At 60.1% G+C, this 24074-nt stretch carries 28 protein-coding genes; 14 read left to right on the plus strand and 14 right to left on the minus strand.

Features of this window, described 5'->3' with window-relative positions; all coding sequences use genetic code 11:
- Window positions 1-116 precede the first annotated feature (116 nt).
- Window positions 117-488 (minus strand): carboxymuconolactone decarboxylase family protein, encoded by a 372-nt coding sequence (locus HYP802_RS0107165; protein ID WP_024275437.1) that lies wholly within the window; start codon window positions 486-488, stop codon window positions 117-119.
- A 182-nt stretch (window positions 489-670) separates the two neighbouring features.
- On the opposite strand from HYP802_RS0107165, the gene HYP802_RS22170 reads away from it, so the two are divergent.
- The gene (locus HYP802_RS22170; protein ID WP_024275438.1) at window positions 671-964 is read left to right on the plus strand and encodes an MliC family protein; all 294 of its coding nucleotides are present in this window, start codon (window positions 671-673) and stop codon (window positions 962-964) included.
- A gap of 35 nt (window positions 965-999) precedes the next feature.
- Here HYP802_RS22170 and HYP802_RS0107175 read toward each other — a convergent pair whose 3' ends face one another.
- Window positions 1000-1494 carry a hypothetical protein gene (locus HYP802_RS0107175; protein WP_024275439.1) on the minus strand — a complete coding sequence of 165 codons (495 nt, stop codon included), beginning with the start codon at window positions 1492-1494 and terminating at the stop codon, window positions 1000-1002.
- A gap of 119 nt (window positions 1495-1613) precedes the next feature.
- Complete coding sequence (locus HYP802_RS0107180; protein WP_024275440.1) at window positions 1614-3296, minus strand: FAD-dependent oxidoreductase; 1683 nt, start codon at window positions 3294-3296, stop codon at window positions 1614-1616.
- Between the two features lie 168 nt (window positions 3297-3464).
- On the opposite strand from HYP802_RS0107180, the gene HYP802_RS0107185 reads away from it, so the two are divergent.
- The 4 genes from HYP802_RS0107185 (at window position 3465) to HYP802_RS0107200 (ending at window position 7113) form a co-directional block, all read left to right on the plus strand.
- Entirely contained in the window at window positions 3465-4055 is a 591-nt protein-coding gene (locus HYP802_RS0107185; protein WP_024275441.1) for an NAD(P)H-dependent oxidoreductase, read from the plus strand.
- 103 nt (window positions 4056-4158) lie between these two features.
- Window positions 4159-5646 (plus strand): CHASE3 domain-containing protein, encoded by a 1488-nt coding sequence (locus tag HYP802_RS0107190; protein ID WP_024275442.1) that lies wholly within the window; start codon window positions 4159-4161, stop codon window positions 5644-5646.
- Window positions 5636-6085, plus strand: a complete 450-nt coding sequence (locus tag HYP802_RS0107195) for a response regulator (protein ID WP_024275443.1) — start codon at window positions 5636-5638, stop codon at window positions 6083-6085. Before HYP802_RS0107190 ends, HYP802_RS0107195 begins: the two co-directional genes overlap by 11 nt.
- A gap of 2 nt (window positions 6086-6087) precedes the next feature.
- Window positions 6088-7113 carry a response regulator gene (locus HYP802_RS0107200; protein WP_024275444.1) on the plus strand — a complete coding sequence of 342 codons (1026 nt, stop codon included), beginning with the start codon at window positions 6088-6090 and terminating at the stop codon, window positions 7111-7113.
- Between the two features lie 42 nt (window positions 7114-7155).
- On the opposite strand, the gene HYP802_RS0107205 is transcribed toward HYP802_RS0107200, so the two are convergent.
- From HYP802_RS0107205 to HYP802_RS0107230, 6 genes are all read right to left on the minus strand, one after another.
- Window positions 7156-7494, minus strand: coding sequence for a hypothetical protein (locus tag HYP802_RS0107205; RefSeq protein ID WP_024275445.1), 339 nt, complete (start codon window positions 7492-7494; stop codon window positions 7156-7158).
- Window positions 7495-7547: 53 nt separating this feature from the next.
- The gene (locus HYP802_RS23550; protein WP_155831178.1) at window positions 7548-7706 is read right to left on the minus strand and encodes a hypothetical protein; all 159 of its coding nucleotides are present in this window, start codon (window positions 7704-7706) and stop codon (window positions 7548-7550) included.
- Between the two features lie 116 nt (window positions 7707-7822).
- Complete coding sequence (locus HYP802_RS0107215) at window positions 7823-8020, minus strand: hypothetical protein (RefSeq protein WP_155831180.1); 198 nt, start codon at window positions 8018-8020, stop codon at window positions 7823-7825.
- Between the two features lie 204 nt (window positions 8021-8224).
- Complete coding sequence (locus HYP802_RS0107220) at window positions 8225-9034, minus strand: ribonuclease HII (protein WP_024275447.1); 810 nt, start codon at window positions 9032-9034, stop codon at window positions 8225-8227.
- 296 nt (window positions 9035-9330) lie between these two features.
- A complete protein-coding gene (locus HYP802_RS23790) occupies window positions 9331-9468 on the minus strand; it encodes a hypothetical protein (protein WP_197022718.1) in 138 nt (45 codons plus the stop codon).
- A complete protein-coding gene (locus HYP802_RS0107230; RefSeq protein WP_024275448.1) occupies window positions 9465-9677 on the minus strand; it encodes a hypothetical protein in 213 nt (70 codons plus the stop codon). Before HYP802_RS0107230 ends, HYP802_RS23790 begins: the two co-directional genes overlap by 4 nt.
- Before the next feature lie 97 nt (window positions 9678-9774).
- Here HYP802_RS0107230 and HYP802_RS0107235 point away from each other — a divergent pair, with 97 nt between their 5' ends.
- Entirely contained in the window at window positions 9775-10842 is a 1068-nt protein-coding gene (locus HYP802_RS0107235) for an ROK family protein (RefSeq protein ID WP_024275449.1), read from the plus strand.
- Between the two features lie 202 nt (window positions 10843-11044).
- On the opposite strand, the gene HYP802_RS0107240 is transcribed toward HYP802_RS0107235, so the two are convergent.
- Window positions 11045-13921 (minus strand): autotransporter domain-containing protein, encoded by a 2877-nt coding sequence (locus HYP802_RS0107240; protein ID WP_024275450.1) that lies wholly within the window; start codon window positions 13919-13921, stop codon window positions 11045-11047.
- An 87-nt stretch (window positions 13922-14008) separates the two neighbouring features.
- Here HYP802_RS0107240 and HYP802_RS0107245 point away from each other — a divergent pair, with 87 nt between their 5' ends.
- From HYP802_RS0107245 to HYP802_RS0107255, 3 genes are all read left to right on the plus strand, one after another.
- Window positions 14009-14509: a hypothetical protein gene (locus HYP802_RS0107245; RefSeq protein WP_024275451.1), complete on the plus strand. Its 501-nt coding sequence runs from the start codon at window positions 14009-14011 to the stop codon at window positions 14507-14509.
- 89 nt (window positions 14510-14598) lie between these two features.
- Window positions 14599-15063, plus strand: a complete 465-nt coding sequence (locus HYP802_RS0107250) for a hypothetical protein (protein ID WP_013946508.1) — start codon at window positions 14599-14601, stop codon at window positions 15061-15063.
- Window positions 15064-15262: 199 nt separating this feature from the next.
- Complete coding sequence (locus tag HYP802_RS0107255) at window positions 15263-15952, plus strand: Spy/CpxP family protein refolding chaperone (protein ID WP_013946509.1); 690 nt, start codon at window positions 15263-15265, stop codon at window positions 15950-15952.
- A gap of 132 nt (window positions 15953-16084) precedes the next feature.
- Here the strand turns inward: HYP802_RS0107255 and HYP802_RS0107260 are convergent, their stop codons facing one another.
- Window positions 16085-17953: a DEAD/DEAH box helicase gene (locus HYP802_RS0107260; RefSeq protein WP_013946510.1), complete on the minus strand. Its 1869-nt coding sequence runs from the start codon at window positions 17951-17953 to the stop codon at window positions 16085-16087.
- A gap of 303 nt (window positions 17954-18256) precedes the next feature.
- On the opposite strand from HYP802_RS0107260, the gene HYP802_RS0107265 reads away from it, so the two are divergent.
- Window positions 18257-18730, plus strand: coding sequence for a cupredoxin domain-containing protein (locus HYP802_RS0107265; RefSeq protein WP_013946512.1), 474 nt, complete (start codon window positions 18257-18259; stop codon window positions 18728-18730).
- Here the strand turns inward: HYP802_RS0107265 and pip are convergent.
- Complete coding sequence (gene pip / locus HYP802_RS0107270; protein WP_013946513.1) at window positions 18727-19689, minus strand: prolyl aminopeptidase; 963 nt, start codon at window positions 19687-19689, stop codon at window positions 18727-18729. The two genes, HYP802_RS0107265 and pip, sit on opposite strands and share 4 nt — an antisense overlap.
- A 14-nt stretch (window positions 19690-19703) precedes the next feature.
- Here pip and HYP802_RS23555 point away from each other — a divergent pair, with 14 nt between their 5' ends.
- From HYP802_RS23555 to HYP802_RS0107290, 4 genes are all read left to right on the plus strand, one after another.
- Entirely contained in the window at window positions 19704-19904 is a 201-nt protein-coding gene (locus tag HYP802_RS23555) for a hypothetical protein (protein WP_155831181.1), read from the plus strand.
- 94 nt (window positions 19905-19998) lie between these two features.
- Window positions 19999-20427: a hypothetical protein gene (locus HYP802_RS0107280; RefSeq protein WP_024275452.1), complete on the plus strand. Its 429-nt coding sequence runs from the start codon at window positions 19999-20001 to the stop codon at window positions 20425-20427.
- A gap of 201 nt (window positions 20428-20628) precedes the next feature.
- Window positions 20629-21165 carry a Spy/CpxP family protein refolding chaperone gene (locus tag HYP802_RS0107285; RefSeq protein WP_013946516.1) on the plus strand — a complete coding sequence of 179 codons (537 nt, stop codon included), beginning with the start codon at window positions 20629-20631 and terminating at the stop codon, window positions 21163-21165.
- A gap of 15 nt (window positions 21166-21180) precedes the next feature.
- Window positions 21181-21567 carry a DUF302 domain-containing protein gene (locus HYP802_RS0107290; RefSeq protein ID WP_013946517.1) on the plus strand — a complete coding sequence of 129 codons (387 nt, stop codon included), beginning with the start codon at window positions 21181-21183 and terminating at the stop codon, window positions 21565-21567.
- Window positions 21568-21593: 26 nt separating this feature from the next.
- Here the strand turns inward: HYP802_RS0107290 and HYP802_RS0107295 are convergent, their stop codons facing one another.
- Together HYP802_RS0107295 and scpA are read right to left on the minus strand one after the other, a co-directional pair.
- The gene (locus HYP802_RS0107295) at window positions 21594-21800 is read right to left on the minus strand and encodes a hypothetical protein (RefSeq protein WP_013946518.1); all 207 of its coding nucleotides are present in this window, start codon (window positions 21798-21800) and stop codon (window positions 21594-21596) included.
- Window positions 21801-21836: 36 nt separating this feature from the next.
- Window positions 21837-24011, minus strand: a complete 2175-nt coding sequence (scpA, locus tag HYP802_RS0107300; RefSeq protein ID WP_024275453.1) for a methylmalonyl-CoA mutase — start codon at window positions 24009-24011, stop codon at window positions 21837-21839.
- Between the last annotated feature and the right edge of the window lie 63 nt (window positions 24012-24074).

A 24074-nucleotide genomic window follows, 5' to 3' on the forward strand; every position in this document is an offset into this window, starting at 1 on the left:
TCAAATTTTCGCCGTGCTCGACGCTGGCAAAGATGACGCCGACCACATGCAAAGCGACAAGTCCGAGCGCTAAAGTAAGCGAGGCCCTCTTGCACCTCCTCCATCGGCTTGATCGATCACGCCATCGTTGGGGTCGCTGCTGCTTTGGCGGCTTCGAATTGACGGACGGCGTCGACGGCGTGGGCGGCATACATCACCGAGGGGCCAGCGCCCATGTAGATCGCCATGCCGAGGGTTTCGAAGATTTCAGCGTCGGTCGCACCTTGAGCGACGGCCGCTTTGGCATGGAAGGCGATACAATCTTCACACCGGACGGCGACGCCGATCGCGAGAGCGATTAGCTCCTTGGTTTTGGTATCGAGGGCATCAGCCTTGGCCGCGGCCTGAGCGATGGCGCCGAAGCCTTTCATCACGTCAGGCGCGCCCGCGCGAAGTTCTTTCAAGGTGGCGCTGACGTTTTTCGTGATCTCCACATAGTCGGTTTTCATATCTGTCCGTTCCTCATTTGCTAACGCACAAAATCGCCGTGGTGAGCGAGCCGCTATGATGTGCGTCAAGGTCCGTCATCAGCAGGGTTCGCCTCGACGAATTCAAACCGGCGGTGCTATTAGAAATCGGCTAACCATCGACGCCTGACGATTAGGCTCTTACGGATTGAGGAGACGGGAACATGCGGCTTCGTTTGTTTGGGGCGTTCGTGGCAATCGTTGCGGCCACTCCGGCTGCGATGGCGATGGAGCCCGTCCATTATGTGTGTGCCGACAAGACGGAGTTAACAGCGACGTTTCACATGTCGCCAGGCGCCGCCCATCTCGTGTTCGCTGGTTCGGGCGAGACGATGAACCTGCCGCAAGCACCGTCTGCCGACGGTGGCCGCTATGTGAAGGGCGATACCGAGTTCTGGATCAAAGGCAGGGACGCGACGCTGACGCGCGGCGACGGTAAGACGACCTGCAAGAGCTGACGGTCCGCTCTGCTGGCGGCGCACCGCGCAGAAGCTTATTGCGGCGACGGTGCCGTCTTGAGTTTCGAAATTCGGATTAGTGTCGAACCGCCGACACCTGACGTCGTCCGGCATTCGAAACGATCGCCGTTGATGTCGTAAATCGCGTTGTTGTCATCGGAGGCCATGGCGCGCTGCGCGCAAAGGACAGAGCCGCTGCGGATGGCCGATCTGGTGCTCGCCATGACGACGGCGCCCGCGGACGAGACGCGGTCGTAGAAGTCGGATGAAGGCCATGTCGCATTCGCCTTCGCCATCAACTCGGGCGCTTTGTCGACGTCGCTGGCGCAGGTCAGCGTCAATTCGTCGACGCTGTCGGTTTTCAAAGCAACCACGACCGATTGATCCTGGGTATTGCGTTCGGCGACGGCAATTTCGGGGTTTTGGGCGTGGACGTTCGCGGCCAGCGCGTCACACTCGTCGGCGCGGGTCGGGGCTGCCCAGGCGAGAGCCAAAGCCGCGGTTAAAATCGTCGTTCGCCAAACACTCATTCGATTCCTCTCAATTCCGCGATGCAGAGACCCTACACATCGTGGCGGGGGTGGTCTGTTAAGCCAAACGGGCGACCAACTTATGGCAGTTGGCTGAACGTCAGAAAACAGCAAACTTCTTAGGCGGTTGCGGCGGCCTGAAGGGGCGCGGGTACCGACGACAGGTACGTGTGAAGCGCGGCGACGACCTGCGCGCCTTCACCGACTCCGGCTGCGACGCGCTTGATCGAGCCGGCGCGCACGTCGCCGATGGCAAAGATGCCGGGGATGCTGGTCTCCAGAGAGGCGCAATCTTCGCCTGCGCCGACGCCCGTCAAGACAAAGCCTTTGGGGTCGAGCTTGACGCCGGTCTCGGCTAGCCAGCCCGTTTCGGGATCGGCACCGATGAACAGAAAGAGGTGGCGGACGCTACAGCAAACTTCGTCGCCGGACGGAGAGCGCCACGCGATCGTTTCGAGGATGCCATCGTTACCTTCGAGGCGCGTGATTTCCGAATTCGTAAGAATATCGACGTTGGGCAGGCCTTTGATCCGGTCAACGAGATATTGCGACATCGAGAGCGAGATGTCGCCGCCACGCGCGAGCAACCAGACTTTTTTTGCGCGGCCTGCGAGGTAGACGATGGCCTGTCCGGCGGAATTTCCGGCGCCAACGAGGACGACCTCCTGCTGCGAGCACAGCTTGCCTTCGATCGGAGACGCCCAGTAGTGGACGCTGCTGCCTTCGAAATCGTGCAGGTTCTCGACGCCAAGGCGGCGATAGCGGACGCCGGTCGCGACGACGACGGTGCGCGTGCGGACGTATTGGCCGTCTGCGAGTCGCAGCGTGAAACTGGTGGTGCTGCTGCTGCCATGTGTTTCGAGGCCGACGACCTCCGAGGGAATGGCGAATTCGGCGCCAAACTTCTGCGCCTGATTGAAGGCGCGCGCCATCAAGGCCATGCCGGTTATTCCGGTGGGAAAGCCCAGATAGTTTTCGATGCGCGAGGATGCGCCGGCCTGGCCGCCGAACGATCGGCAATCGAGAATAAGCACTGACAGTCCTTCGGAGGCAGCATAAACGGCTGCGGCCATGCCCGCCGGTCCCGCGCCGACGATCGTTACGTCGTAGAGGCGGTTTTCATCGAGCGGGCCAACGAGGCCAAGGCAGCGGGCAAGCTTCAATTCGGTCGGGTTTTGCAGAAGGTCGCCGCTCGGGCAAAGCACGATTGGAAGTGAGGATGGATCGACGTGGAAGCGCTCGACAAGGCAGCGTGCTTCCGGATCGTTTTCAGGGTCCAGGTCGACATGGGGATGGCCGTTGCGCGACAGGAAGTTCTGCAGGCGGATAACGTCGCTATTGCCTGCGCGGCCGACGATGACGGGTCCTGCTCCCGTTTCCAGGAGGCCGACGCGACGCAAGATCAGCGCACGCATGATCCGTTCGCCAAGCTCGGCTTCAGCGATGAGAAGGGCGCGCAGTTTCGATGGTGCAATGACGAGCGCTTCGACCGTCGTCGTCGCGACGGCATCAACGAGCGAGGGACGGCCGGACAACTGGGCAAGCTCTCCCATGAACGAGCCCGGTCCGTGAGTGACGATGGGCGTGTCGTGCCCCTTCATGTCGCGTTGGGTGACATCGACGCTGCCGCTCAACACGATGATCACACCGGCGCCGACTTTGCCGACCTGGGCAAGCGCATCGCCTGCGGCAAAGGATTTGGTCTCTCCGAAACGGCGTACGCGCTCGATCTCGTATGTTTCGAGATGCGGGAACATCTGTTCGCGCCGATTGGCGGTAAGGGAACCCACGTTGGAGGTCATGGCAACTCGTATTTACGTCGTTATAGGTATTCAATATTCACGACTGCGGCGTTGCGCAACGAAATAGGGCGGATAAAGCCCGGATAAAAGCGGCAGGTCATGGAACCGAAACGCCGCCGGCGTCGTTGTCAGTCCCGTTGCGATGTATCTTGGGACAGGGAGATCAGGGTGTCCGATAAAATTCTCGTTTTTTACGGTTCATATCGCAGCGATCGGATGGGCATTCGGCTTGCCGATTTTCTGGTGTCGCGCTTGAAGCAGCGGGGCGCCGATGTCGAATTGATCGATGCGAAAGTCGTGAACCTGCCGATGCTTGACCGGATGTACAAGGAGCACAAGCCCGGCACTGCGCCTGCGGCGCTGGAAGAGTTGGCTCAGAAGATCAAAGCCGCGGACGCATTTCTATTTGTGGTCGGCGAATACAATTGGAGCATGCAGCCCGGCCTGAAAAACCTCACCGATCATTTTCTTGAAGAATGGTTCTGGAGACCGGCGGCTATTGCGAGCTATTCGGCCGGGCGGCTTTCCGGCGTCCGCTCTGCGACGGCATGGCATGGGACGCTATCGGAAATGGGAATGATCGTCGTCTCCAGTACGCTGTCGGTCGGTCCGATCGGGCAGACGCTCGGCCCCGATGGTGAGCCGATGGGTGAAGGTGGCAAAGCTTTGGAGAAAATGTTTCCGCGTTTTGCCGACGATCTCTCCTGGTGGACCGAAGCCGCCAAGGCGCAGCGTGCCAAACGCGCGCCCCCTTACTGATATTGTGAAGCTTCGCTGGGCAGTTGCGAAGTTATTTTTCAGATAGCACTTTGGTCGAAACTGTCTTATCGGAGAAAAATAGACTGGGGCAGCCGAGCGGTTAATGAGCGCGAATTCTTCGAATCTTTTGCGCGTTACATATGTATTCGCGGCGGCTGGCGTGTTGACGCTTGTCGTGCTCGTCGCGGTTTCTTTCTGGCTTTTAGAGAAGACCACCACCTCGACGCGCGATGTGATTGTCGCCCGTGAGCAGCTGACAGCGCTGTCGCAGCTGTTGTCGTCAATTCAGGACGCCGAAACCGGTCAGCGTGGGTATCTGTTGACGGGCGAGAGCCGTTATCTGGAGCCCTACAACATCGCGATTGAGGATGTCCCGCGGCGGATGGCAGATGTCCGCGACAAATTCAAAGACCAGCCGCAACTCAAGGCCGGGCTAGATAAGATTGCGGCGGCGATTGCAGCGAAACTTCGGGAGCTTGCATCCACGGTCGAATTGCGGATGGCGGGCAAGTCCAGCGAAGCGCTGGCGGTGGTCAACACCGATCGCGGCAAGAACCTCATGGATGACATCCGCAAGCTCGTGGCGGAACAGACCGAGGTGGTCGAAACGGAATTAACCAAGAGCATTCAAAGCCAGCAAGACAACGCCGTTCTTGCTCGATGGTTTACGTTGGGAGCTGGCGTCGTCATCCTGCTGGCGGCTCTTGGTGCCGTCGCGACGATCTTGCGATATACGCGCGCTCTGTTGGCAACTCGCGGCAAGATGGAGCAGCTCAATATGGGGCTTGAGGAGCGCGTTAAGGAAAGGACAGCGGACCTTCAGCGTGCGAACGATGAAATTCAGCGCTTTGCCTATATCGTCAGTCACGACCTGCGAGCGCCGCTCGTGAATGTCATGGGGTATACCTCAGAGCTCGAAGCGGGGCTGGCGACGCTTGCGAGCCTTTGTGAGGATCCCAAGCTCGTTGAACTGGAATCAGGGCCAGCCGCCCGGACCGCGATCCGTGAGGACTTGCCGGAATCGATCGGGTTCATCCGGACATCGACACATAAGATGGACGGGCTGATCAAGGCGATCCTGAAACTGTCGCGGGAAGGGCAGAGAATTCTCCGGCCCGAGACGGTCGACCTGGAAGAGTTTTTTGATTCCGCCATCGCAGCTGTGCAGCACCGGGTTACGGAAGCGGACGGCGAGATCGAGGTTTTGCGGCCGATGCCGACGATCGAAACCGACCGTCTGGCTCTTGAGCAGGTTTTCGGCAACCTTATTGATAACGCACTCAAATACACTATGCCGGGACGCGCGCCCAAGATCATCATCGAACAGGTTCCGAGCCGCTGGGGTGCAATCGTCATCGAGGTTCGAGATAACGGTCGCGGCATCGCCGCCGACGATGCGGAACGCGTGTTCGACCTCTTTCGGCGCGCCGGAGCACAGGATAAACAAGGCGAAGGCATCGGCTTGGCACACGTCAAGACTTTGATCCGCCGCCTCGGGGGTGAGATCACGATGACGTCTGAACTCAAACGAGGCACGACGTTCCGCGTCATGCTGCCTCGTAAACTGCCGGAGAAGCCGAATGCCCAATAGTGAAGGTAAGGCGGTCCAGATCGTCATGATCGAGGACGATGCAGGACACGCGCGTCTCATCGAAAAGAACATCCGGCGCGCGGGCGTCAACAACGACATCATTCCATTTGTGAATGGAACGGATGCGCTGGCATTTCTGTTTGGTCCGAATGGAAGTGGCGAGACGAGCGCGCGGAAGCATCTGCTTGTGTTGCTGGATCTCAACCTTCCCGACATGACGGGCGTCAGTATCCTCGAAAAGATCAAGGCGAACGAGCATACCAAGAGGACACCCGTCGTCGTGTTGACGACAACGGACGATGAACGCGAAATTCAGCGCTGCTACGATCTCGGCGCCAATGTCTACATTACGAAGCCCGTCGACTACGAGAACTTCGCGAATGCGATCCGGCAATTGGGGCTTTTCTTCTCTGTTATCCAGGTACCGGAAACCAACTGATCATGGCGCCGAAGGTGCTCTACATCGATGACGATCCGGGCATCGGGCGCTTGGTTCAAAAAACGCTGCAGGCGGGTGGTTTCGACGTCGAACTCGCGTATTCCGGCGATGAAGGGCTCGAGCTCGTTCGCTCCAGGCCGTTTGATATCGTGGCGCTCGATCATCACATGCCCGGAAAGATCGGGCTGCAGGTTCTGAAGGAAATCCGAGCGCTCTCTAATCCACCGCCAGTCGTCTACGTGACCGGATCGGAAGACAGCCGCGTTGCGGTCGCAGCGCTCAAGGCCGGGGCGATCGACTACGTCTGGAAAGATGTCCAAGGACATTTCCGAGAACTGCTTATGCAGGCCGTTCAGACGTCGCTGGAGCAGGAGCGGCTTCAGCGGGACATGGAAGCTGCCGAAACGGAAATCCGCTTGGCACGCGACAGGGCTGAGCTGCTGCTGAAGGAAGTCAATCATCGCGTCGCCAATTCGCTGGCGATTGTTGCGGGTCTTCTCGCGCTACAGCGGCATTCGCTCAGTGATCCGGGCGCGCAGGATCTGCTCGATCAAATGAGCGCGCGGATCATAGCGATCGCGGGGGTGCACCGCAGACTTTACACGTCGCAGGATGTGACGGCGGTGGATCTTAAGGAATATCTCACCAGCCTAATCGAAGATTTGAAGCGGGCTATGGGCGATGCAGGTCGCAACCATCCCGTCCATCTCAATTGCGTGCCATTGTCCATTCCGACCGACAAGGCGGTTTCGGTCGGCATCGTCGTCACCGAGCTTGTTACGAACGCCTACAAGTATGCTTATCCTGATCGTGCCGACGGGGAAATCCGCGTCGATCTCGCCCTTAGAGAGGGCCAAGTCGTTCTCACCGTCGAGGATGATGGCGTCGGTCTCGGCAAAACGCAGATGACGGGTGGTACACGTTTGGGCACACGTGTCATGACGTCGATGACGTCAAGCATTGGCGGCAAGCTGGACTTCAGCGGTGGAGACAGCGGCACGCGAGCCATGCTGACGTTTCCGGTTTGAAGCTTGAGCGACGTGCAGGTTTGCGAAAAGCAGTTCGCGTCGCTAGCGGCGAACGTATTGCACCGGCAGTTTCGGCGTGTGCGGCAGATCCGGGAACGAGGCGACAAATCCGAATTCACGAATGTCGAACGGATGAAACGGCGCCGACAGAAAAATCACCGGCACGCCGAGAGCCTGCACGGCTGTACAAAACGTCGTCGTCTGTTTGTCGGTATCGAATTCGACAAGTACGGCGTCGATGTGTTTGCGCTCGATCATCTCGAGCGCGGGAGAAAATCTGCTGAAGACATGAGCTGTGTCGCCGGACTTGACGACGATGTCTCTCAGTTCGAGGCCGCATGAGCGAGTCCGGTCGACGACAACGAACGATTTGGAAGCCATTACGGGTTCTCCTATCGCTTCAGCCAATGTCAGTCTCGAACATCAATCCCAAATTATCGGCGCGAAGATTTCGGATTGGTACGGCGAACCTCGGCGGGCTCAGCTCCATCCTGGTCGGAAATTTGCGAACCGAGATACAGCAGGTAGCAAAACACGATCGGGGGTGCGGTGACCGACAGCAGCAACAAAAAATCGTAAACGATGGCGAGCATGCCGCCTCCTTTCTCCGCGAATTAAGTCTCAACCGGAGAAATAAGTTCCCGTTTACGAATGTCAGCGGTGCGGGACAGCTATGCGCCGGAATGGCCGGACATCGCCCGCTGCTGGATCAATTCTGAGCGCCGAAGCCCAGTCGTTCCAACGCACTCTCGCCGAGCCTACGGTCGTCGCCGCCGCTTTGCACTAGTCGATCGAGGTGCCGGACGGTACGCGTCAGATTGCGCCGCATCGTCTGCTGGAAGAAGATTTGGCTCACCTCTTCGTCGCCGAGGTCGAGTATGAGCCGGGCTTCGGACCTGGCTTCCATGAGATCGCTTTCCGACATCATTACGCTCACCCCGCGTTTTGATTGCGCTGCTGCGAGACCCCAGTTTATAGCGGATTTTATCCGCAATGGATCCCCCGCCGTTCAAAAATCATCTCAGGCCGAGTATCACAACTGTCATAATTTGAGAGAAATCCGAACAGCCGAATGGTGTGGTTGCACTGCGCGTTTTCTGTTGGCGGACGATCAGGGGCCGTCCGTATCAGCCATCGAGGTGCTGTCATCGCCGTTGAATGATCTTGTGTCATAAAGCGGAGGCAGGCCGAGCACGGAGCGGACCGGCGCAAACGAGCGGCGATGAATGGGCGAAGCGCCGAGCTTTTTCAATGCCGTGAGGTGTTCGCGGACCGGATAGCCTTTGTGGGTCTTGAGACCGTAGCCGGGATATTCACCATCGAGGACGTGCATTTTGGCGTCGCGCGAGGTCTTGGCGATGATCGAGGCTGCGGCGATCGTCAAGCTTTTGCAGTCGCCGCGTACGATCGCCTGCTGCGGGATGGCCAAGTCTTTGATCCGCCGGGCGTCGAGCAAAATGTGATCGGGCGGGTTGGCCAAGCCTTCGACGGCGCGGCGCATTGCCAGGATACCGGCCCAGTAGATGTTCAGGCTGTCGATTTCATGCACTTCAGCCCAGCCGACGGCCCACGTCACTGCAACCTTCTTGATTTCGACGGCAAGACGCTCGCGCGAGACGGCGTCAAGCTTTTTGGAGTCATCGACGCCGGGAATGCGGGTGCCGGGTTCGAAGATGACGGCTGCCGCACACACCGGTCCGGCCAGCGGGCTCATGCCGGCTTCGTCGACGCCCGCCACCAGAAGCACGCCCGACGACCACAAATCGGTTTCGAAGCGCAGTAAATTGCGCAGCCTCTGGCCTTCCGAGCGATTATCAAAGCGGCGCTTTTCGATGGCTGAGAGAATGGCTCTGGCGCCAGCGCGCGGATCACGCCGCAGCGCGGCTTCGAGCGCCTTATCGAGGGGCCGCCCTTCGCGCATATGGCGAAGGGTAAGTTCTGACAAATTGAGTTTCACAGGGCACGCGTAGAGGTCTTGTTCGGCAAGACCGTGGCACGGGCGCTCCGCGTGCGTCAACTTTTTCTGCTTGGTTCAGTTTCAACGCGGCCGGATTACAGGCGGGACGTCAGGTTCCTCAGGCGGCTGATCCGGCGGCGGGGGCGAACTGGGCTCGGGGAGCGGCTCGGGTTCACTTGGCTCGATATTAGGATCAAAGCCGGGATCGGTCGCGGGATCATGCGGATTGCCGGGACGCCCCATCCCATGGTGGGCCACGTTCACTTGGCTTTTGCCTCCTTGAAATATTGAACTTCGCGTTCGCGCTGTTTAGCGCCGTCCTTAGTCTTATAGGTGCCGAGGTTCTTGCCTTTCTTGGAAACCAGGCGATATCCGGCCTTCACTTTTCTGATTGTCATTTTTTTCCTCCGCTCGGATAGGAACGGTTTTCAAAAACATATTTACGCCGCTTGCGTTCTGGGGCGCGGGTTTCGTCTGCGAGTTTCTGGCGCGCCTTGGTGTGGTCTTCGTTGGCGACAGCGGACCGCTCACGCTTCGTCGGCGTTTCTGTTTGACGCGGTTGCTGCGTCGCGTCGTCATCGGCGTGGGTTCCCGGCGTTTTGGCCATCGTTTAGTTCCTGTCAGTGCTTGTTGTAATGCAAGTCGCTCCGACATTCGTTGGTTCCAAAGGGAACCAATTTCCCTCATCCGGCGTCGTTGTGCCGATGGACAAACCGATATCTTCTCGATCCGATCTTCCGACCCATGGTGCAGCCGTTTTGCCGAGCGTAACGGTCGACAGCTACAACATTGAAGTTCGGGACGGCGATGGCTTCATCGGCGACAAAGCGAGCAAGAGCGCGTTCTGGGAAATCGTCGAAAAGTGGCGCAAGCCTCTGAAAGACGCGGGCGAGGATCCCTTCGGAAACAAGAGCACGGACAAGCTCAAGAAGGATGACCTTGTCGCGGAACTCGAGGAAGGCGATCCGGAGGCGGCTGGCCTCGTTCAGAGCGCCGTCGAAGAGTTTTCTCAGCAGTTTGCGAAAGTCATCCGCCGCTTTCTGCAAACCCAGGAGTGGCGGGACACGGAAGCCATCGTCGTCGGCGGCGGCTTTAGCGGCAGCCGGATCGGCGAGCTTGTGGCCGGTCGGACGGGGCTGCTGCTGAAAGCCGAGAATATCGCTGTCGACATCGAGATGATCCACAACGATCCGGACGATGCCGGCCTCATCGGGGCAGCGCATCTGCTGCCGGCGTGGATGCTCAAAGGGCACGACACGATGTTGGCGGTCGATATTGGCGGCACTAACATTCGCGCCGGGACCGTGCAACTCAACCTCAAGAAATCTTCTGATCTCATGAAGAGCAAAGTGGCAGGCTCGGAGATCTGGTGTCACGCGGATGCGGAAACCAATCGGACCGAGGCGGTTGCCCATCTCGTCAAAATGCTCGAAGGGCAAATTCGCTGGAACGAGAAAGAGAAGTTTGCGCTGGCGCCGGTGATTGGGATCGGCTGCCCCGGAATTATCCGCGAGGATGGCTCGATCGACCGCGGCGGCCAGAACCTTCCTGGGAATTGGGAGGCTCGCGGCTTCCATCTTCCGAGCGCCATCAAGGCAGCGATCCCCGAGATCGGCGGATCGGAGACGATGGTGGTCATGCACAACGATGCGGTGGTGCAGGGCCTTAGCGAGCTGCCGCGCATGCAGGACCGGCAGCGCTGGGCGGTTTTGACAATCGGCACCGGGCTCGGCAATGCGCGCTTTACAAATCGCGACGTGAAGAAGGATTGATAACGGCGGCAAAAATTTTCGGCGTTTGCCGCCGCGTCAGTTTCCGCGGTTACAGGCTTTTTAGGATTTCTCTGGCAGATACGATCTGCCGTCCGCGCTTGTCTTCACAAACAACAGGCCTGGTGGCCGGGCACCTCTTTAAGCGATCATAACTTTGGAGGTGCCCGTCATATTTTTCGTGCTCGACGTTCCACAAGTGGCGTCAGAATTTCCAGGATAGGTTGCCTTTGACGCCGTGGTCCTGGATGTCATCGCCGATCTCGCCGCTGTAGGAGAGGCCGACGGTGAGATCTGGCGAGAAATTAACGTCGAGGCCAGCGCCCAGCATCAACGTATCGCGCGCAATCGGCACACCGTCGATCGAGAACGGTGTGCCGCCGGAGAAGGCGAGCACCTGGCTGGTGTCGACGTCGTCGAGCGCATGCCGCCAACCGACCATCCCGTGTGTCGTCAAGATCGTACCGCTTTGCATGATGACGTTGGTTGCGGCGCGGAGGCCGAGTGTTGTCGTCGGCAGGTCCTGGTTGTCGCCGAAGCCCTTAAGGGCCGCGTCGCTGCCAGCTTCGCGGAAATCGTCGGTGTTGAGGTTGACGTAGGCGATGCCGGCGAACGGCTCGAAATCTACGCCTCCCAAACCGATGTGATAGCCGAGTTCGCCGAAGACTTGCGCCGTGCCAGCGGTTTGATTGCTGCGCGCTTCGTCAGTCGTTCCGCCAAGATCGAAGCGGCGCTTGGTGTCGAGATCGGCCCAGGTGTAGCCCGCACCCCAACGCACGCCGAGCGCGCCCCAGCGGCCGCCGCCATAGAGGGCGAGGTGGGCATCATCGCGCTCTTGCGAAGAGTTGCGGCCGTCGTCATCGAGAGAGGCGTGACTGTAGCCAGCGGCGATGCCGATGCTGCCGAAGCTTCCGGCTTTGGTATCGACGCCGACGAAGACACCGCCAATGGTGCGGTCGACACCTGCGGCGTTGCTGTCGCCGCTATACGTGCCTTGCGAGCCGAATGCTTGTCCCCAGAGGCCGCCGCGGGGTTTGTCTTCCAGATCGTTTCTGACACGGTCCATCACGGCGTCGCGTAGGAAGCGGCTGTCTTCGAGCATGATGCCGTTTGCGGAGGCGTAGATCTCGCCGGACAGGCTATTGAAGGCTCTCCGGGCTGCCTCTTCGCTGGTGGCGTTCGCGACCGAATTCAAAACGGCGCTGGTCGCGCCGAGGCTGTCGATCGCAGCGGCAACCTTATGTTGGTTCGAGGTGATGGCAACCGATTGGAACGTCACGTTGCTGCGCGTAATGTCGAGATAGATGTTGTTGGCGTCGGAGGCGAGCGCGAAGTCGATGAATGGCATCGAGTCCGTCGCGCTCGTGTAGCCACCCGTAATGCCGTTCTGTGCTGTCAGGATCGTGTATTGCGTTCCGAGCTTGTACTGGCCCGAAGCGGGCTTCACGACGACGGAGCCAGCGAGCGTCGCGGCGCCGTCGACGGTGATGAGATCGGATTTACCGGTGCTGTCGAGTTCGACTTCGTAAGTTGAACCGGCTTGCTGCTGATAATCGCCCGTGAAGGTCAACGTGCCGATCGAATGGCCAGGCGCGATGGTGCCGAAGATCGACGCCGACCCGATGGTGCCGTTGCCGGCGAGGATCGTTCCGGCCTTCGTGGTCAAGTCGGCGTCGAGCGTGCCATCGACGCTGAGCTTGCCCGATTCAAGTGTCGCGCCGTTGCTGTAGCTTTGCGTGCCAGTCAGCGTCCAGTCGCCTTTGACGTCGAGGATTTCGAAGTTGACGCCGCCAGCAAAGGTGCCGGTGCCGTCGAGATCGACCGTGTCGGTTCCGGCTCCGCCATCGACAAGGCCGATGAACTTGCCGCCCGTGTTGACGATGAGGGTATCGTCGCCGCCGCCGAGATCAACGGCTTGGCCGTTCGCACCCTCGATCAGCCCGGCGTTTTGAATGGTGTCGTTCTGCGTGCCGATGATGCGGATGCCGAAGCCATTCTCGCCACGGATGGTGCCGAGGTTGGTGATCTGGGTCGCGTAAGGCGCTGCGCCTGCGTTGCTGTCGTCGATCAGGATGGCGTTGTCTTTGCCGCTGATGACAGCGTTCGCAGAGCCGTTGATGATCGTGCCGCCGCCCGCAGCTATGCCTTCGCTGGTATTCGGGGAGCCGTCCTTTTCGCCCTTCGAGCCGGTGCCCTGAATCGTGCCGTAGTTGGTGATGTTGGCTTTAAAGTCGATATCGACGCCGTCGCCATCGCCGTTCTCTGAGACGTCGTCGATAGTGCCGGTGATGGTGCCGTAGTTCAGGACCGTGCCGTTTCCGTCAGAGCCGACGCCGGAGCCGTTGCGGCCGGTTATGCTGGCGCCGGCTTCGTTGTAGACGTTCACGTCAACGTCGCTGGTGATGCCGTGGCGCGCACCTGAGATGACGCCGCCCGCGTAGTTATTAACGGTGCCCGCGTGGTCTTGAAAATCGATACCGTCCTTGGAGTCATCCGGCGCGGCAGCGTTTGAGATGATCTTGCCCCAGTTGTTGACTGTGCCGTTTCCGCCGGCCCGGATGGCGTCGGCATCCTGGGTGCTAATTACACCGGTTGCATAATTGTTGATCGTTGCGCCGTTGGTCGAAATCGAGTCGAGATCAATCGCCTGGCCGGTTTGCGAGGTGATGGTTCCCGCGTTGTTGATTGTTACTTTTCCGTCTGTGACGTCTGTATCGATACGGATGCCGTCATCGAAGGTGTCGACGGTGGCGCCCGTTTCGTTGTTGAAGGTGAACGTCCGAATTGTGCTGCTGCCGCTCGTATCGATGCCACGGTTGCCGGATTTGATGGTTCCGAAGTTGTCGATCACGATCCCCGGCGCGGCTGAAGCATCCTTGAGCTTGATCGCAGTTGCAGAAACGTCGAGGGTTCCTCCACCCTGAATGGTGAGTGTGTCCTGGTTTTTGAGTGTCTGAGCGGTTGTGTTCGTATCGCCGCTGTTGACGACGATATCGGCAGCATGGACAGAAGGCGCAGGAAGATAGGAAACGAGAACAGCAACAAGCGCGGTGTGTGCCGCGCTACTCAACAGACGAGACATTTCGAGTGACCCCCAACGAACTTTACCGAGGGGCGTTTAGGAGCCGGGGATTACAGTTCGACGACAGAATCGGAGACGCCGGAACAGATGATGCGTTTGGGCAACCAGAGTGCTGACGAATATTGTGCGGGCGGCGTGCGCTGGTGTCGGCTGCCGGTCGCGCTTTTGGCGGTGATCGCTGCGTGCGTCGGCGGTTGTTCGGGGCAGGGGGCCAACATGGCGACGCTGCAGTCTCCCACCGCCACGCCGCCGACGGATGTGGCAGTACGGTCGGCTCCAGTCGTGCCTGGACGGCGTGCCCGTGTTTTCATTTTTGCGGGCCTTGGCGACAAGTGCGAGCAGTTGGCCGCGCCCGAGATCGCGATTACGCAGCCGCCGGCCAAGGGCGATCTGGCTTTCGTTCCCGGCCAACAGACGACGATTGAATATTCGGCAAAAGGGACCTGCATCGGAAAGACCGCGATAGGTACAGGCATTTACTACACGGCGCGGGATGGCACGGACGGCACGGACAGTTTCGCCGTTACGGCAAAGCTTGCCAGCGGGGAGACGGTCGGCCGGTCGTTCCGGGTGACGATCGCGCCATAAGCCGGGGCGCTTGAGAATGTCTTAAGCGTTTCTTTAACTTCGGTACGGCACAGTCTTTTCCAATTCGTTCAGTTCTGGAGCCTGCCGTTATGCGTAGCTCGTCGCGGTCGATCGGATTCGCCGCTCTCCTTTCCGTGCTCGTTGTCCTGCCGGTGTCGGTGGCTTTCGCGGAAAGCGCCGATGTCGATAATTCAACGGCGGACGGCGATCAGTTCGATCCTGCAGGGCCGGATTCTTACGTGCCGAAGCCCGGCAATCTCAACAGCGTGCCTGAAGACGGCGCGAGCTTCCGCTCGCAGCCCGGAACCGACAGCCCGCTCGTCAAGCAGATCCTGGCCGCGCGCCCGAACGAAGATCTGGTGATCTGCATTGCGGGTTGCTACGCGGGACGCAATCGCGTGGTCTATGCGCAGCCCTCATCAAGCGCTTTGCGCGGCAGCCTGTCATCGACCATGACGCCGGCGGACCCGCAGAAGTCGGGCAGCGTTGCGGGGGCGCGCCGCGCGGCGGCTATTGATCCCACGTCGCTGGCGATCATCAACGGGACGAACTGAACGCTTCGGCGCAAGGCGCCATTGGCATCTACGGGTGGGCTTTGTTCATGCCCGCGTTCTGCCTGAATTCGTTCATCTTTATTCATTCTCGCGATGTCGGCAGCAAACGGCGACGGATCGCGAAGATAGTTGCGTTTTTATCTCCGATGGCCGGGCAACGATCCCCCTAAATGCCTTCCCCGGCCCTAAGGAGATGTCCATGAAGACTTTATCGCGTGGCACCTGGATTGCGATTGCCGCTGTCGCAGCAGTCCCTGCAACCGTTGCTATCGCCAAGACGGCCGACCATGCCGGATGGCGCATGATGTCGCCTGAGACCCGGTCACGTCTTGAGGACGGCCGCCTGGCGATGGTGAAGACGGCGCTGCAACTCACGCCGGATCAGGAAAAGCTCTGGGCGCCGGTTGAAACGCAGGTTCGCGACGCGTTCAAGGCGCGCGAAGCCCGTATCGAGAAATGGCAGAAGAAGCGCGAAGAGTGGAAAGCCGAGCACGCCAAGGGCGGCAAGGATGAAGCCGAACACAAGCGTCCCGATCTCGCCACCCGCTTCGAAATGATGAGCAAGCGGATGGGTGAACGCGCTGACCGCATGAAGGCGTTCTCGACGGCCTTCTCGCCGTTCTATGCATCGCTGTCGGATGAGCAGAAAGAAGTCCTTCGTCCGTTGGTCCGTGAACTGAGCCCCGGCTTCGGTCATGGCCCGCGCGGTCACCGCTTCGCCGAAGGCTGGGGTCCGGGCGGTCGCGATCATGGCTGGTTCGGTCATGGCCCGCACATGGGTCCCGGTATGATGGGCCCCGGCTCGCATGATGGTCCGCAGATGCAGGACAACGACGATAATGACGGCGGACCGGAGCAGGCTCCTGCCGAGCCCGACAAGAAGGGCTAAGGCGTCGTAACCTTTTCTCTGCTTTTACTCCCTTCGTTTCGACTTTGGCCGGGCCATAAAAAAAAGCCCGGCCATTTTTATGGCCGGGCTCGATACTGTTTCGATCAGTGAGCTATCGCACCGTGCGAACGCTCAGCGGGCCGGACGGGCGCGGTTGCGATCGTCGTCGCGGCGCTTCATGAACTTCGGTGCGCCGCCGTCATTGCCCCACGACCGGCCGCTCTCGCCGTTGCGTTGCGGTTTTTTCGTTCCGTGACCGGCCTCGCGATTGCCACCATTCGCTTCGTTGCGGTGGCGGCCTTCGACATGGCGCGGTCCGTGGCGATGATCGTGACCGTTCTCGCCACGGTGATCGGCGCGGAGTTCGCCGCGGTGATCTTTCGGGCGATGATGGTCGCTCGGCTTGTGTTCGCGACGCTCTGCGTTAGCAGAATGGCCGTTGCTGCCATGCGAACGTGCGTTCAGCTGATCGCGGTCACGCGGACGGCTATCGTCCCGATGGCGCTGCGGGCGTTCTTGACGTTCCGGACGAGCCGAGCGCTCTTGGCGATCCGAGCGATCCTGACGATCGGCGCGTGCGGGCCGCTCCGGACGTTCGTGGTGAGCAGGACGCTCTGAACGTTCCGGACGCGCTGGGCGTTCGCGATCGGTGACGCCGAACACTGCGGGGCGTTCGGGGCGGCCTTCACGGCCTTCGCTCTGGTAGGCGGGCCGGTCACGCCCGCGGTCGCGATTGCCGCGATGGGCTTGGCGTTCCCCGCGCGGTGCGCCGTCGCGATGACGATGCTCGCCGCCACGATTGCCTTCACGGCGCGAGCCTTCACCGTCGTTCGTCTGATGATTGCGCGGCAGCGGCGGCAGGACTTCGCCACCGACATCGTCGACGACGTCGAGCGGCTGCTTCATCATCCGCTCGATGGCGCGGACTTCCTGGCGTTCCGACGGATCGCACAGCGAAATGGCGACGCCGTTGGTGCCTTTGCGGGCGGTACGGCCGACGCGATGAACGTACGTCTCGGGATCGAGCGGCATGTCGAAGTTAATGACATGCGTGATGTTCGAAACGTCGATGCCGCGCGCGGCAATGTCGGTCGCAACGAGCACACGAATGTGGCCCATCGTGAAGTCATTGAGGGCGCGTTGACGAGCATTCTGCGCCTTGTTGCCGTGGAAGGCTGCCGAGCTGATGCCAGCCATGCCGAGGCGGCTTGCAACACGATCCGCACCGCGCTTCGTGCGCGTGAAGACGATGACGCGCGAAGCGGCCTCGTCGTTCAGGATGGTGTGCAAGCGGCTCTGCTTCTCGGGCGTCTTAACGATCATGATCTTCTGATCGATGCGATCGACGACGATCTTCTTTGAAGAGAGATCGATGCGATAGGGATCGTGAAGAATATCGTAGGCGAACTTCTTGATCTCATCGGGCATCGTCGCGGAGAAGAGCGCGGTACGGCGCTTCTGCGGGATGAGCGAAACGATCTTCTTGATGTCGCGGACGAAGCCCATATCGAACATGCGGTCGGCTTCGTCGATGACGAGCGTCTGCACGCCGGAGAGATCACAGCTTCGCATATTGACGTGGTCGAGCAGGCGGCCCGGCGTCGCCACAAGGATGTGAACGCCCCGTTTCAGCGCGTTGATCTGCGGTCCTTTGCTGACGCCACCGAGGACGACGGCGCGGCGCAGGTTCATGTTGCGCGAGAGCTTGGCGACTTCCTGGTCGATCTGGACCGCAAGTTCACGCGTTGGCGCAAGGATCAGCGCCGAGACCTGCTTCCATTGCGGGTCGGACGGGTTTGCTGCGAACTTGTTCAGAAGCGGCAGAAGGAATGTTGCGGTCTTGCCCGATCCCGTCTCGGCCATGCCGAGCAGGTCGCGGCCTTCGAGCTGCGGCGGAAGCGCCTGCACCTGAATCGGTGTGGGCGTCGTGTATCCGCACTGCGTCAGAGCACGCGCAAGAGGTTCAGCAAAGCCGAATGCCTCAAAAGTTTCAGTGGTCAAAGTGAAAAAGTCCCAAGGGCTTCGAGCCCCGCGCACACATCTGGTGCCGGAGGTTCGTCCCATGGCCCACACCGGCGCTTTCGGGGTGCGGCCTTGTCTATAAGGATTGATCTCAATGCAGGGTCGAGCGCGGTGATTGAACCGCTTTCAAGTGGCACGAGGACCCGAGCGCCATCGGAGAGCAATGCGTGAGCTAGTGACGATGTTCGGCTGTGAAGTCAAGCGCGATCGTTAATTAACGCTCGACTGTGTCGCCACGACGCGGAAAAATCCAGGCGGATTGAAACGGTAAGGAGGTTCACCATGATCACACCGCGACAAGTCGCTCTGACGCTTGCAGCGGCAGCGATTGGGTTTGCCGGAGCGGCGGCTCTGGCGGCCACCGGCACTAAGCGCGCATTTACGATTGCGGCGATCGAGCCGAAGGGCGGCACGCTGGTCTCGAAAGAACCGTTCCCGACGACGCCGTTGCCGGAGGGTGGCGGGTACGAACTGAAGCAGCCGAATTCAGACGGGCGCTGGGAAGTTTCGGCGTACCTCTGGAGCACGCCGCAAATCCACGTCAAAGCCGGAGACGAGGTGACGCTGTCGTTCGTCGGCCTCAACGGGGCGAGCCATCCGACGACGATCGAGGGCTACGACAAGTCGTTCACCCTGAAACGCGGCGAAGTGCAGAACGTCAGCTTCGTCGCGGACAAACCCGGCGTCTATCGCATCATCTGCTCGAAGCATCAGCCGACGATGGTGAGCGAACTCATCGTTGACGAGAACAGCTAAGGCGCGGCCTGCGCGGCATCGCCGAGTTCGGTGATGGCGCGGCGCATGGCTTCCATCACGCCGGGCTCGGTCATGGAATGCCCGGCGTGGTCGATGATTTCCAGGCGGGCGGCGGGCCAGACGGACGCTAGCGCGTGAGCTTTTTTTGGCGGACAGAGAAGGTCGTAACGACCTTGAACGATGACGCCCGGAATGTCGCGCAGGCGATGGGCGTTGGCCAGCAACTCGCCGGGCTGCAGAAAAAAGCTGTTCGCGATGTAGTGTGCTTCGACGATCGGCGTCGGCGGCAGGCGGGCGCCATCGGCGACCGTTTCGGGAATGACGGCGTGTTTTGGCTGGAGTTCCGAGAGGGCGCGCTCGTAGGCGTTCCAGGCGTGCGCGGCGCGCGTTCTTTCAGCGCCGTCGGGGCCGGTTAGGCGTTTGACGTAAGCGGTCAGCGGGTTGGCCCGCTCCTCCGGCGGAAGACGGTTACAATAGGCTTCGAATAGTTCGGGGCGGAAAATCTGCGGCCCATCGACGAAGGCCCAGCGAACTTCTTCGTCGGTGCCGAGAAACAGCGCCCGCAGTACGAGAGCCGTTACGCGTTCCGGGTGCCGTTCGGCATAGGCGAGCGCCAGCGTCGATCCCCAAGAACCGCCGACGAGCATCCAGCGGTCGATGGCAAAATGGGCGCGGACAGCTTCGAGATCGGCAACGATATGGGCTGTCGTGTTGGCCTTGCAGGAGAGGTAGGGGTGGCTGCGGCCTGCGCCGCGCTGGTCGATCAGGAAGACATGATCGCGGGCAGGATCGAACAGCGTGCGATGCAGCACTTGGGAACCGCTGCCAGGGCCGCCATGCAGGAATACGATCGGCCGCCCGCCTTTCCGGCCAACTTCCTCGACGTAAATCCAATGGCCATCGCCGACGTCCAGCATGCGGGCATCGAAGGGGCGAAAGGATTCCGGGAGGGTCTTCATGCCTCCTGCTGAGCATGCTTTTTCTTAAACGACAAGTTCCGCCGGTAGGAATGCTGCAACCAATTGGTGAGGAGGGGCTGGACGGCCTTCACATGTCTGTCATCACTCTAGCGGCGGTTGACTTCAGATTTGATGAATTTGCGGCGGCGGAAGCGGCGTTCGTGTCGGCGGATCGCGGTCTGGTGAACGCCCAGTTTGGTGTTTACGGCAATTGACGATTTTCCAAACGATGCCTACCTGCACCCGGCTGCAACATTCGACACGGTGCGCTATATTTCGCGGGGCGGCCGGTTTCAACGGAGTATTGGAATGATCCAGAGCCACCTTTTAAAAGCGCGCCGCGCTTCGGTATTTGCCGTGACGCTCGCTGGTGCGTTAGGGCTCGGTATGGTTGGCGCCGAAGCGCGCGCCGAATCTGCGATGCTGGTTGGGACGTGGGCCGGAAACGGCAACATCAATTTCTCGTCGGGCACGAAAGAGAAAGCGCGGTGCCGTGCGCATTTTGCAAAGACCGGCGCGCGCAGCTACCGGATGTCGGCAACCTGCGCGACGTCGTCTGCCAGAGTCGATCAGACGGCGGAGCTGACGAAGTACGGTGCCAACAGATACGTCGGTAGCTTCTTTAATCAGCAATACAATACCGGCGGCTCGATCAAGATCACGGTCTCGGGGCGCACGGGCGATGTTAGTCTTGCGGGCGAAGCGGGCACCGCTTTCTTTCGGCTCAGGAAGTACTAGGCTTTTTCTTCGATACATTGTTCGCCATGGCTAACGCTTTCGGTCGGCCATGGCTTTTTTTGTGTTGAAGGCCGGCGTCGGCGCCGTCGCGACATTCGAGAGATAATAAAAATCTGTAACACTTGACGCCCATCAACGCGCGCAGGGCCAAGAAAACGGATTCCGTTCCTGGTCGAGAACAAGCCAGGAAGGAGAGCGGTCATGAAGCAGAATTTGCGTGTTCTTGCTGGAGCGCTTATCGGCACAATAGGTCTTGGAGTTGGCGGTGCTCTTGCCCAAGACAGTCAGCCGCAAATGCCTATGATGGGCCAAGGCATGATGGGTGGTCAAGGTATGATGGCTGGCCAAGGCATGGGCCCCGGTATGATGGGTCAGTCTGGCATGGGCATGATGGGCCATGGCATGATGAATGACATGGGCCCAATGATGGAAGGCCGCCTTGCGTACATGAAGGCCGAGCTTGGCATCACTGCTGAGCAAACGGCAGCATGGGACGACTACGCAAAAGCCGTGAAGGCGCGTGCGGCCGGCATGCAGGAAACGCGCACGGAAATGATGAAGGTCATGCATTCGGGCAGTGCGCTTGATCGTTTGGACGCCCGCACCAAGGCGATGGAAAATATGGTGCAGAACTTAAAGGCCGTTCGGCCGTCGGTTGAGGCGCTCTACAATGCTTTGAGCGACGATCAGAAGAAGAAGGCCGACGCACTGCTCGCGATGGGCTGTTGCATGATCTAAGTTCGGATTGCACGAATGGATTATTACATTGCGAAGACGTTGCAGCTTCCTTTCGCCGATGTGGTTGCGAAAGTGATATCGGCGCTCAAGGACGAAGGGTTCGGCATCCTGACGGACATCGACGTCAGCGCGACATTGAAGTCGAAAATCGGTGCGGAGTGGCGGCCCTATCGGATCTTAGGGGCCTGCAATCCGCAGCTCGCGTATCGCGCGTTGCAGGCGGAGGATAAGATCGGCGTCATGCTTCCATGCAACGTCATCGTTCAGGAGCGTGCGGCTGGCGACGTCGAAGTCGCAGCGGTCAATCCCGCTGCTGCTATGGGCCGTGTCGGCAATCCAGTCTTACCTGAGATTGCCGAAACTGTCCGGGACAAACTTAGCGCTGTACTTGAGCGGCTATAAGCCGGCCATACTCGGTATCAGTGTCCTCATTCGCCTTCGCGCTGTTCTTCCGCGAACTCTTTTTCAAGTTCGCGTTCGAGCGTGACAAGGTCTTCGGGCAGAGGCATGCCCGTTGCCTTCAGCTGATTGAGTTTTTCGCGCAGCGAGAGATAGATCTCGTGCCTGTCTTCGGGCTCGTTCTGCATCTCAGTGAGAAGCAGCGAAATCTCCAGCTTGATCTGGTCGAACGCCATGATCGGTACCTTTCAAGAAATGGGATGACGGGGGATTTATTCCGCCGCTTGCTTGTCCACGTAGCCCAACTGCGCGTTGAGTTTTTCAACGAGGTCTGCGGCGGCTTCGGGGATGTTGGTGCCGGGACCGAAGACGGCCTTGGCGCCTGCCGCATAGAGCGCGTCATAGTCCGACGGGGGAATGACGCCGCCGACGACGATCATGATGTCGCCGCGGCCTTCCTTGTCGAGCGCTGATTTCAGTTCCGGCACGAGCGTGAGATGGCCCGCCGTCATGGTCGAGACGCCGACAACGTGCACGTCGTTCTCGACGGCCTGGCGTGCTGCTTCATCGGCAGTCGCGAACAGCGGTCCGATATCGACATCGAAGCCGAGGTCGGCGAACGCGGAAGCGATAACTTTCTGGCCGCGGTCGTGGCCGTCCTGGCCGAGCTTGGCGATCAGGATGCGCGGGCGGCGGCCGTCATTCTTGTCGAACTGCTCGACGAGCTTTTTGACGCGCTCAAGGCTCGGGTTCATCGCCGCTTCCTTTTTGTAGACACCGCTGATGGCGCGAATTTCCGCCTTGTGGCGCGAGAACACTTTCTCCAGCGCATAGGAGATTTCACCGACCGTCGCCTTCTTGCGCGCAGCCTTCACGGCGAGATCGAGCAGGTTGGCGTTGCCTTTGGCGCCTTCGGTGAGATCGTTGAGCGCAGCTTGTACTTCGGCCTCGTTGCGCTCGGCGCGCAGGCGTTCGAGCTTCGCAAGCTGGGCTTCGCGGACGGCGTGATTGTCAACTTTGAGGAAGTTGATCTCCTTGTCGCCCTTGATCTGATACTTGTTGACACCGGTGATGGTCTGGCGACCGCTGTCGATGCGGGCCTGCGTACGGGCGGCGGCTTCTTCGATGCGCAGCTTCGGAATGCCCGCTGCGATAGCCTTCGCCATGCCGCCTTGTTCTTCGACTTCCTGGATGTGAGACATCGCTTTTTTCGCGAGTTCGTACGTCAGGCGTTCGACGTAATGGCTGCCGCCCCACGGGTCGATGGTGCGGCAGGTGCCGCTTTCCTGCTGCAGTAGAAGCTGCGTGTTGCGAGCGATGCGGGCGGAGAAGTCGGTCGGCAGCGCGATGGCTTCATCGAGGCCGTTCGTGTGCAGCGACTGTGTATGACCTTGCGTGGCGGCCATCGCTTCGAGACAAGTGCGCGTCGCGTTGTTGAAGATATCTTGCGCCGTCAGCGACCAGCCCGACGTCTGCGAGTGCGTGCGCAACGACAGCGAGCGGCTGTCCTTGGGCTTGAATTCTTCCTTGATGAGCTTCGCCCAGAGCAGACGCGCGGCGCGCATCTTGGCGATCTCCATGAAGTAGTTCATGCCGATCGCCCAAAAGAACGACAGGCGCGGGGCAAAGGCGTCGATATCCAGACCTGCGGCGACACCGGCGCGGGCGTATTCGATGCCGTCAGCGATCGTATAGCCGAGTTCGAGGTCGGCGGTCGCGCCCGCTTCCTGCATGTGATAGCCGGAAATCGAGATCGAGTTGAATTTCGGCATGTTCGCGGACGTGTAGGCGAAGATGTCCGAGACGATGCGCATCGAAGGTGCGGGCGGATAGATGTAGGTGTTGCGCACCATGAACTCTTTCAGAATGTCGTTCTGAATGGTTCCGGCGAGTTTCTGTGGCGGTACGCCCTGTTCTTCGCCGGCGACGATGAAAAGCGCCAGCACAGGCAGCACGGCGCCGTTCATCGTCATCGAGACGGTCATGTCCTGGAGCGGAATGCCGTCGAACAGCACGCGCATGTCGTAGATCGAATCGATGGCGACGCCCGCCATGCCGACGTCACCCTTCACGCGCGGGTGGTCGGAGTCATAGCCGCGATGCGTGGCGAGGTCGAAGGCGATCGAGAGGCCCTTCTGGCCGGCGGCGATGTTGCGGCGATAGAAGGCGTTGGAATCTTCCGCCGTCGAAAAGCCGGCGTATTGGCGGATCGTCCACGGCTGCAGCGCGTACATCGCCGGATAGGGACCGCGCACGAACGGCGCGATGCCCGGCAGCCCGTCGATAAAATCGAGCCCGGCCGTATCGGCATCGGTGAAGACCGGCTTCACAGGAATGCCTTCCGGAGTTTCCCACACGGGGGCGCTCGGCGCCTCGGCCGCCGAAGCGGATTTGACCGGCGTCTCCGGATCGAGGGGAATCTGAGCAAAATTCGGAATCGAAGTCATGCGGGTCGGTGATCCGGTCAAAAGTGGTTATCGTCCGCCGCAAGGTACGGCAAAACTCGGGGC

It is taken from the genome of Hyphomicrobium sp. 802 (assembly GCF_000526135.1).
Taxonomy (GTDB): domain Bacteria; phylum Pseudomonadota; class Alphaproteobacteria; order Rhizobiales; family Hyphomicrobiaceae; genus Hyphomicrobium_B.

Bases quoted from the DNA above. Each gene is read 5' to 3' on its own strand.
- HYP802_RS0107165 (WP_024275437.1), bottom strand. From the start codon at position 488: ATGAAAACCGACTATGTGGAGATCACGAAAAACGTCAGCGCCACCTTG.
- HYP802_RS22170 (WP_024275438.1), top strand. From the start codon at position 671: ATGCGGCTTCGTTTGTTTGGGGCGTTCGTGGCAATCGTTGCGGCCACT.
- HYP802_RS0107175 (WP_024275439.1), bottom strand. From the start codon at position 1,494: ATGAGTGTTTGGCGAACGACGATTTTAACCGCGGCTTTGGCTCTCGCC.
- HYP802_RS0107180 (WP_024275440.1), bottom strand. From the start codon at position 3,296: ATGACCTCCAACGTGGGTTCCCTTACCGCCAATCGGCGCGAACAGATG.
- HYP802_RS0107190 (WP_024275442.1), top strand. From the start codon at position 4,159: ATGAGCGCGAATTCTTCGAATCTTTTGCGCGTTACATATGTATTCGCG.
- HYP802_RS0107195 (WP_024275443.1), top strand. From the start codon at position 5,636: ATGCCCAATAGTGAAGGTAAGGCGGTCCAGATCGTCATGATCGAGGAC.
- HYP802_RS0107200 (WP_024275444.1), top strand. From the start codon at position 6,088: ATGGCGCCGAAGGTGCTCTACATCGATGACGATCCGGGCATCGGGCGC.
- HYP802_RS0107205 (WP_024275445.1), bottom strand. From the start codon at position 7,494: ATGGCTTCCAAATCGTTCGTTGTCGTCGACCGGACTCGCTCATGCGGC.
- HYP802_RS23550 (WP_155831178.1), bottom strand. From the start codon at position 7,706: ATGCTCGCCATCGTTTACGATTTTTTGTTGCTGCTGTCGGTCACCGCA.
- HYP802_RS0107215 (WP_155831180.1), bottom strand. From the start codon at position 8,020: ATGGAAGCCAGGTCCGAAGCCCGGCTCATACTCGACCTCGGCGACGAA.
- HYP802_RS0107220 (WP_024275447.1), bottom strand. From the start codon at position 9,034: ATGCGCGAAGGGCGGCCCCTCGATAAGGCGCTCGAAGCCGCGCTGCGG.
- HYP802_RS23790 (WP_197022718.1), bottom strand. From the start codon at position 9,468: ATGACAATCAGAAAAGTGAAGGCCGGATATCGCCTGGTTTCCAAGAAA.
- HYP802_RS0107230 (WP_024275448.1), bottom strand. From the start codon at position 9,677: ATGGCCAAAACGCCGGGAACCCACGCCGATGACGACGCGACGCAGCAA.
- HYP802_RS0107235 (WP_024275449.1), top strand. From the start codon at position 9,775: ATGGACAAACCGATATCTTCTCGATCCGATCTTCCGACCCATGGTGCA.
- HYP802_RS0107240 (WP_024275450.1), bottom strand. From the start codon at position 13,921: ATGTCTCGTCTGTTGAGTAGCGCGGCACACACCGCGCTTGTTGCTGTT.
- HYP802_RS0107245 (WP_024275451.1), top strand. From the start codon at position 14,009: ATGATGCGTTTGGGCAACCAGAGTGCTGACGAATATTGTGCGGGCGGC.
- HYP802_RS0107250 (WP_013946508.1), top strand. From the start codon at position 14,599: ATGCGTAGCTCGTCGCGGTCGATCGGATTCGCCGCTCTCCTTTCCGTG.
- HYP802_RS0107255 (WP_013946509.1), top strand. From the start codon at position 15,263: ATGAAGACTTTATCGCGTGGCACCTGGATTGCGATTGCCGCTGTCGCA.
- HYP802_RS0107265 (WP_013946512.1), top strand. From the start codon at position 18,257: ATGATCACACCGCGACAAGTCGCTCTGACGCTTGCAGCGGCAGCGATT.
- pip (WP_013946513.1), bottom strand. From the start codon at position 19,689: ATGAAGACCCTCCCGGAATCCTTTCGCCCCTTCGATGCCCGCATGCTG.
- HYP802_RS23555 (WP_155831181.1), top strand. From the start codon at position 19,704: ATGCTTTTTCTTAAACGACAAGTTCCGCCGGTAGGAATGCTGCAACCA.
- HYP802_RS0107280 (WP_024275452.1), top strand. From the start codon at position 19,999: ATGATCCAGAGCCACCTTTTAAAAGCGCGCCGCGCTTCGGTATTTGCC.
- HYP802_RS0107285 (WP_013946516.1), top strand. From the start codon at position 20,629: ATGAAGCAGAATTTGCGTGTTCTTGCTGGAGCGCTTATCGGCACAATA.
- HYP802_RS0107290 (WP_013946517.1), top strand. From the start codon at position 21,181: ATGGATTATTACATTGCGAAGACGTTGCAGCTTCCTTTCGCCGATGTG.
- HYP802_RS0107295 (WP_013946518.1), bottom strand. From the start codon at position 21,800: ATGGCGTTCGACCAGATCAAGCTGGAGATTTCGCTGCTTCTCACTGAG.
- scpA (WP_024275453.1), bottom strand. From the start codon at position 24,011: ATGACTTCGATTCCGAATTTTGCTCAGATTCCCCTCGATCCGGAGACG.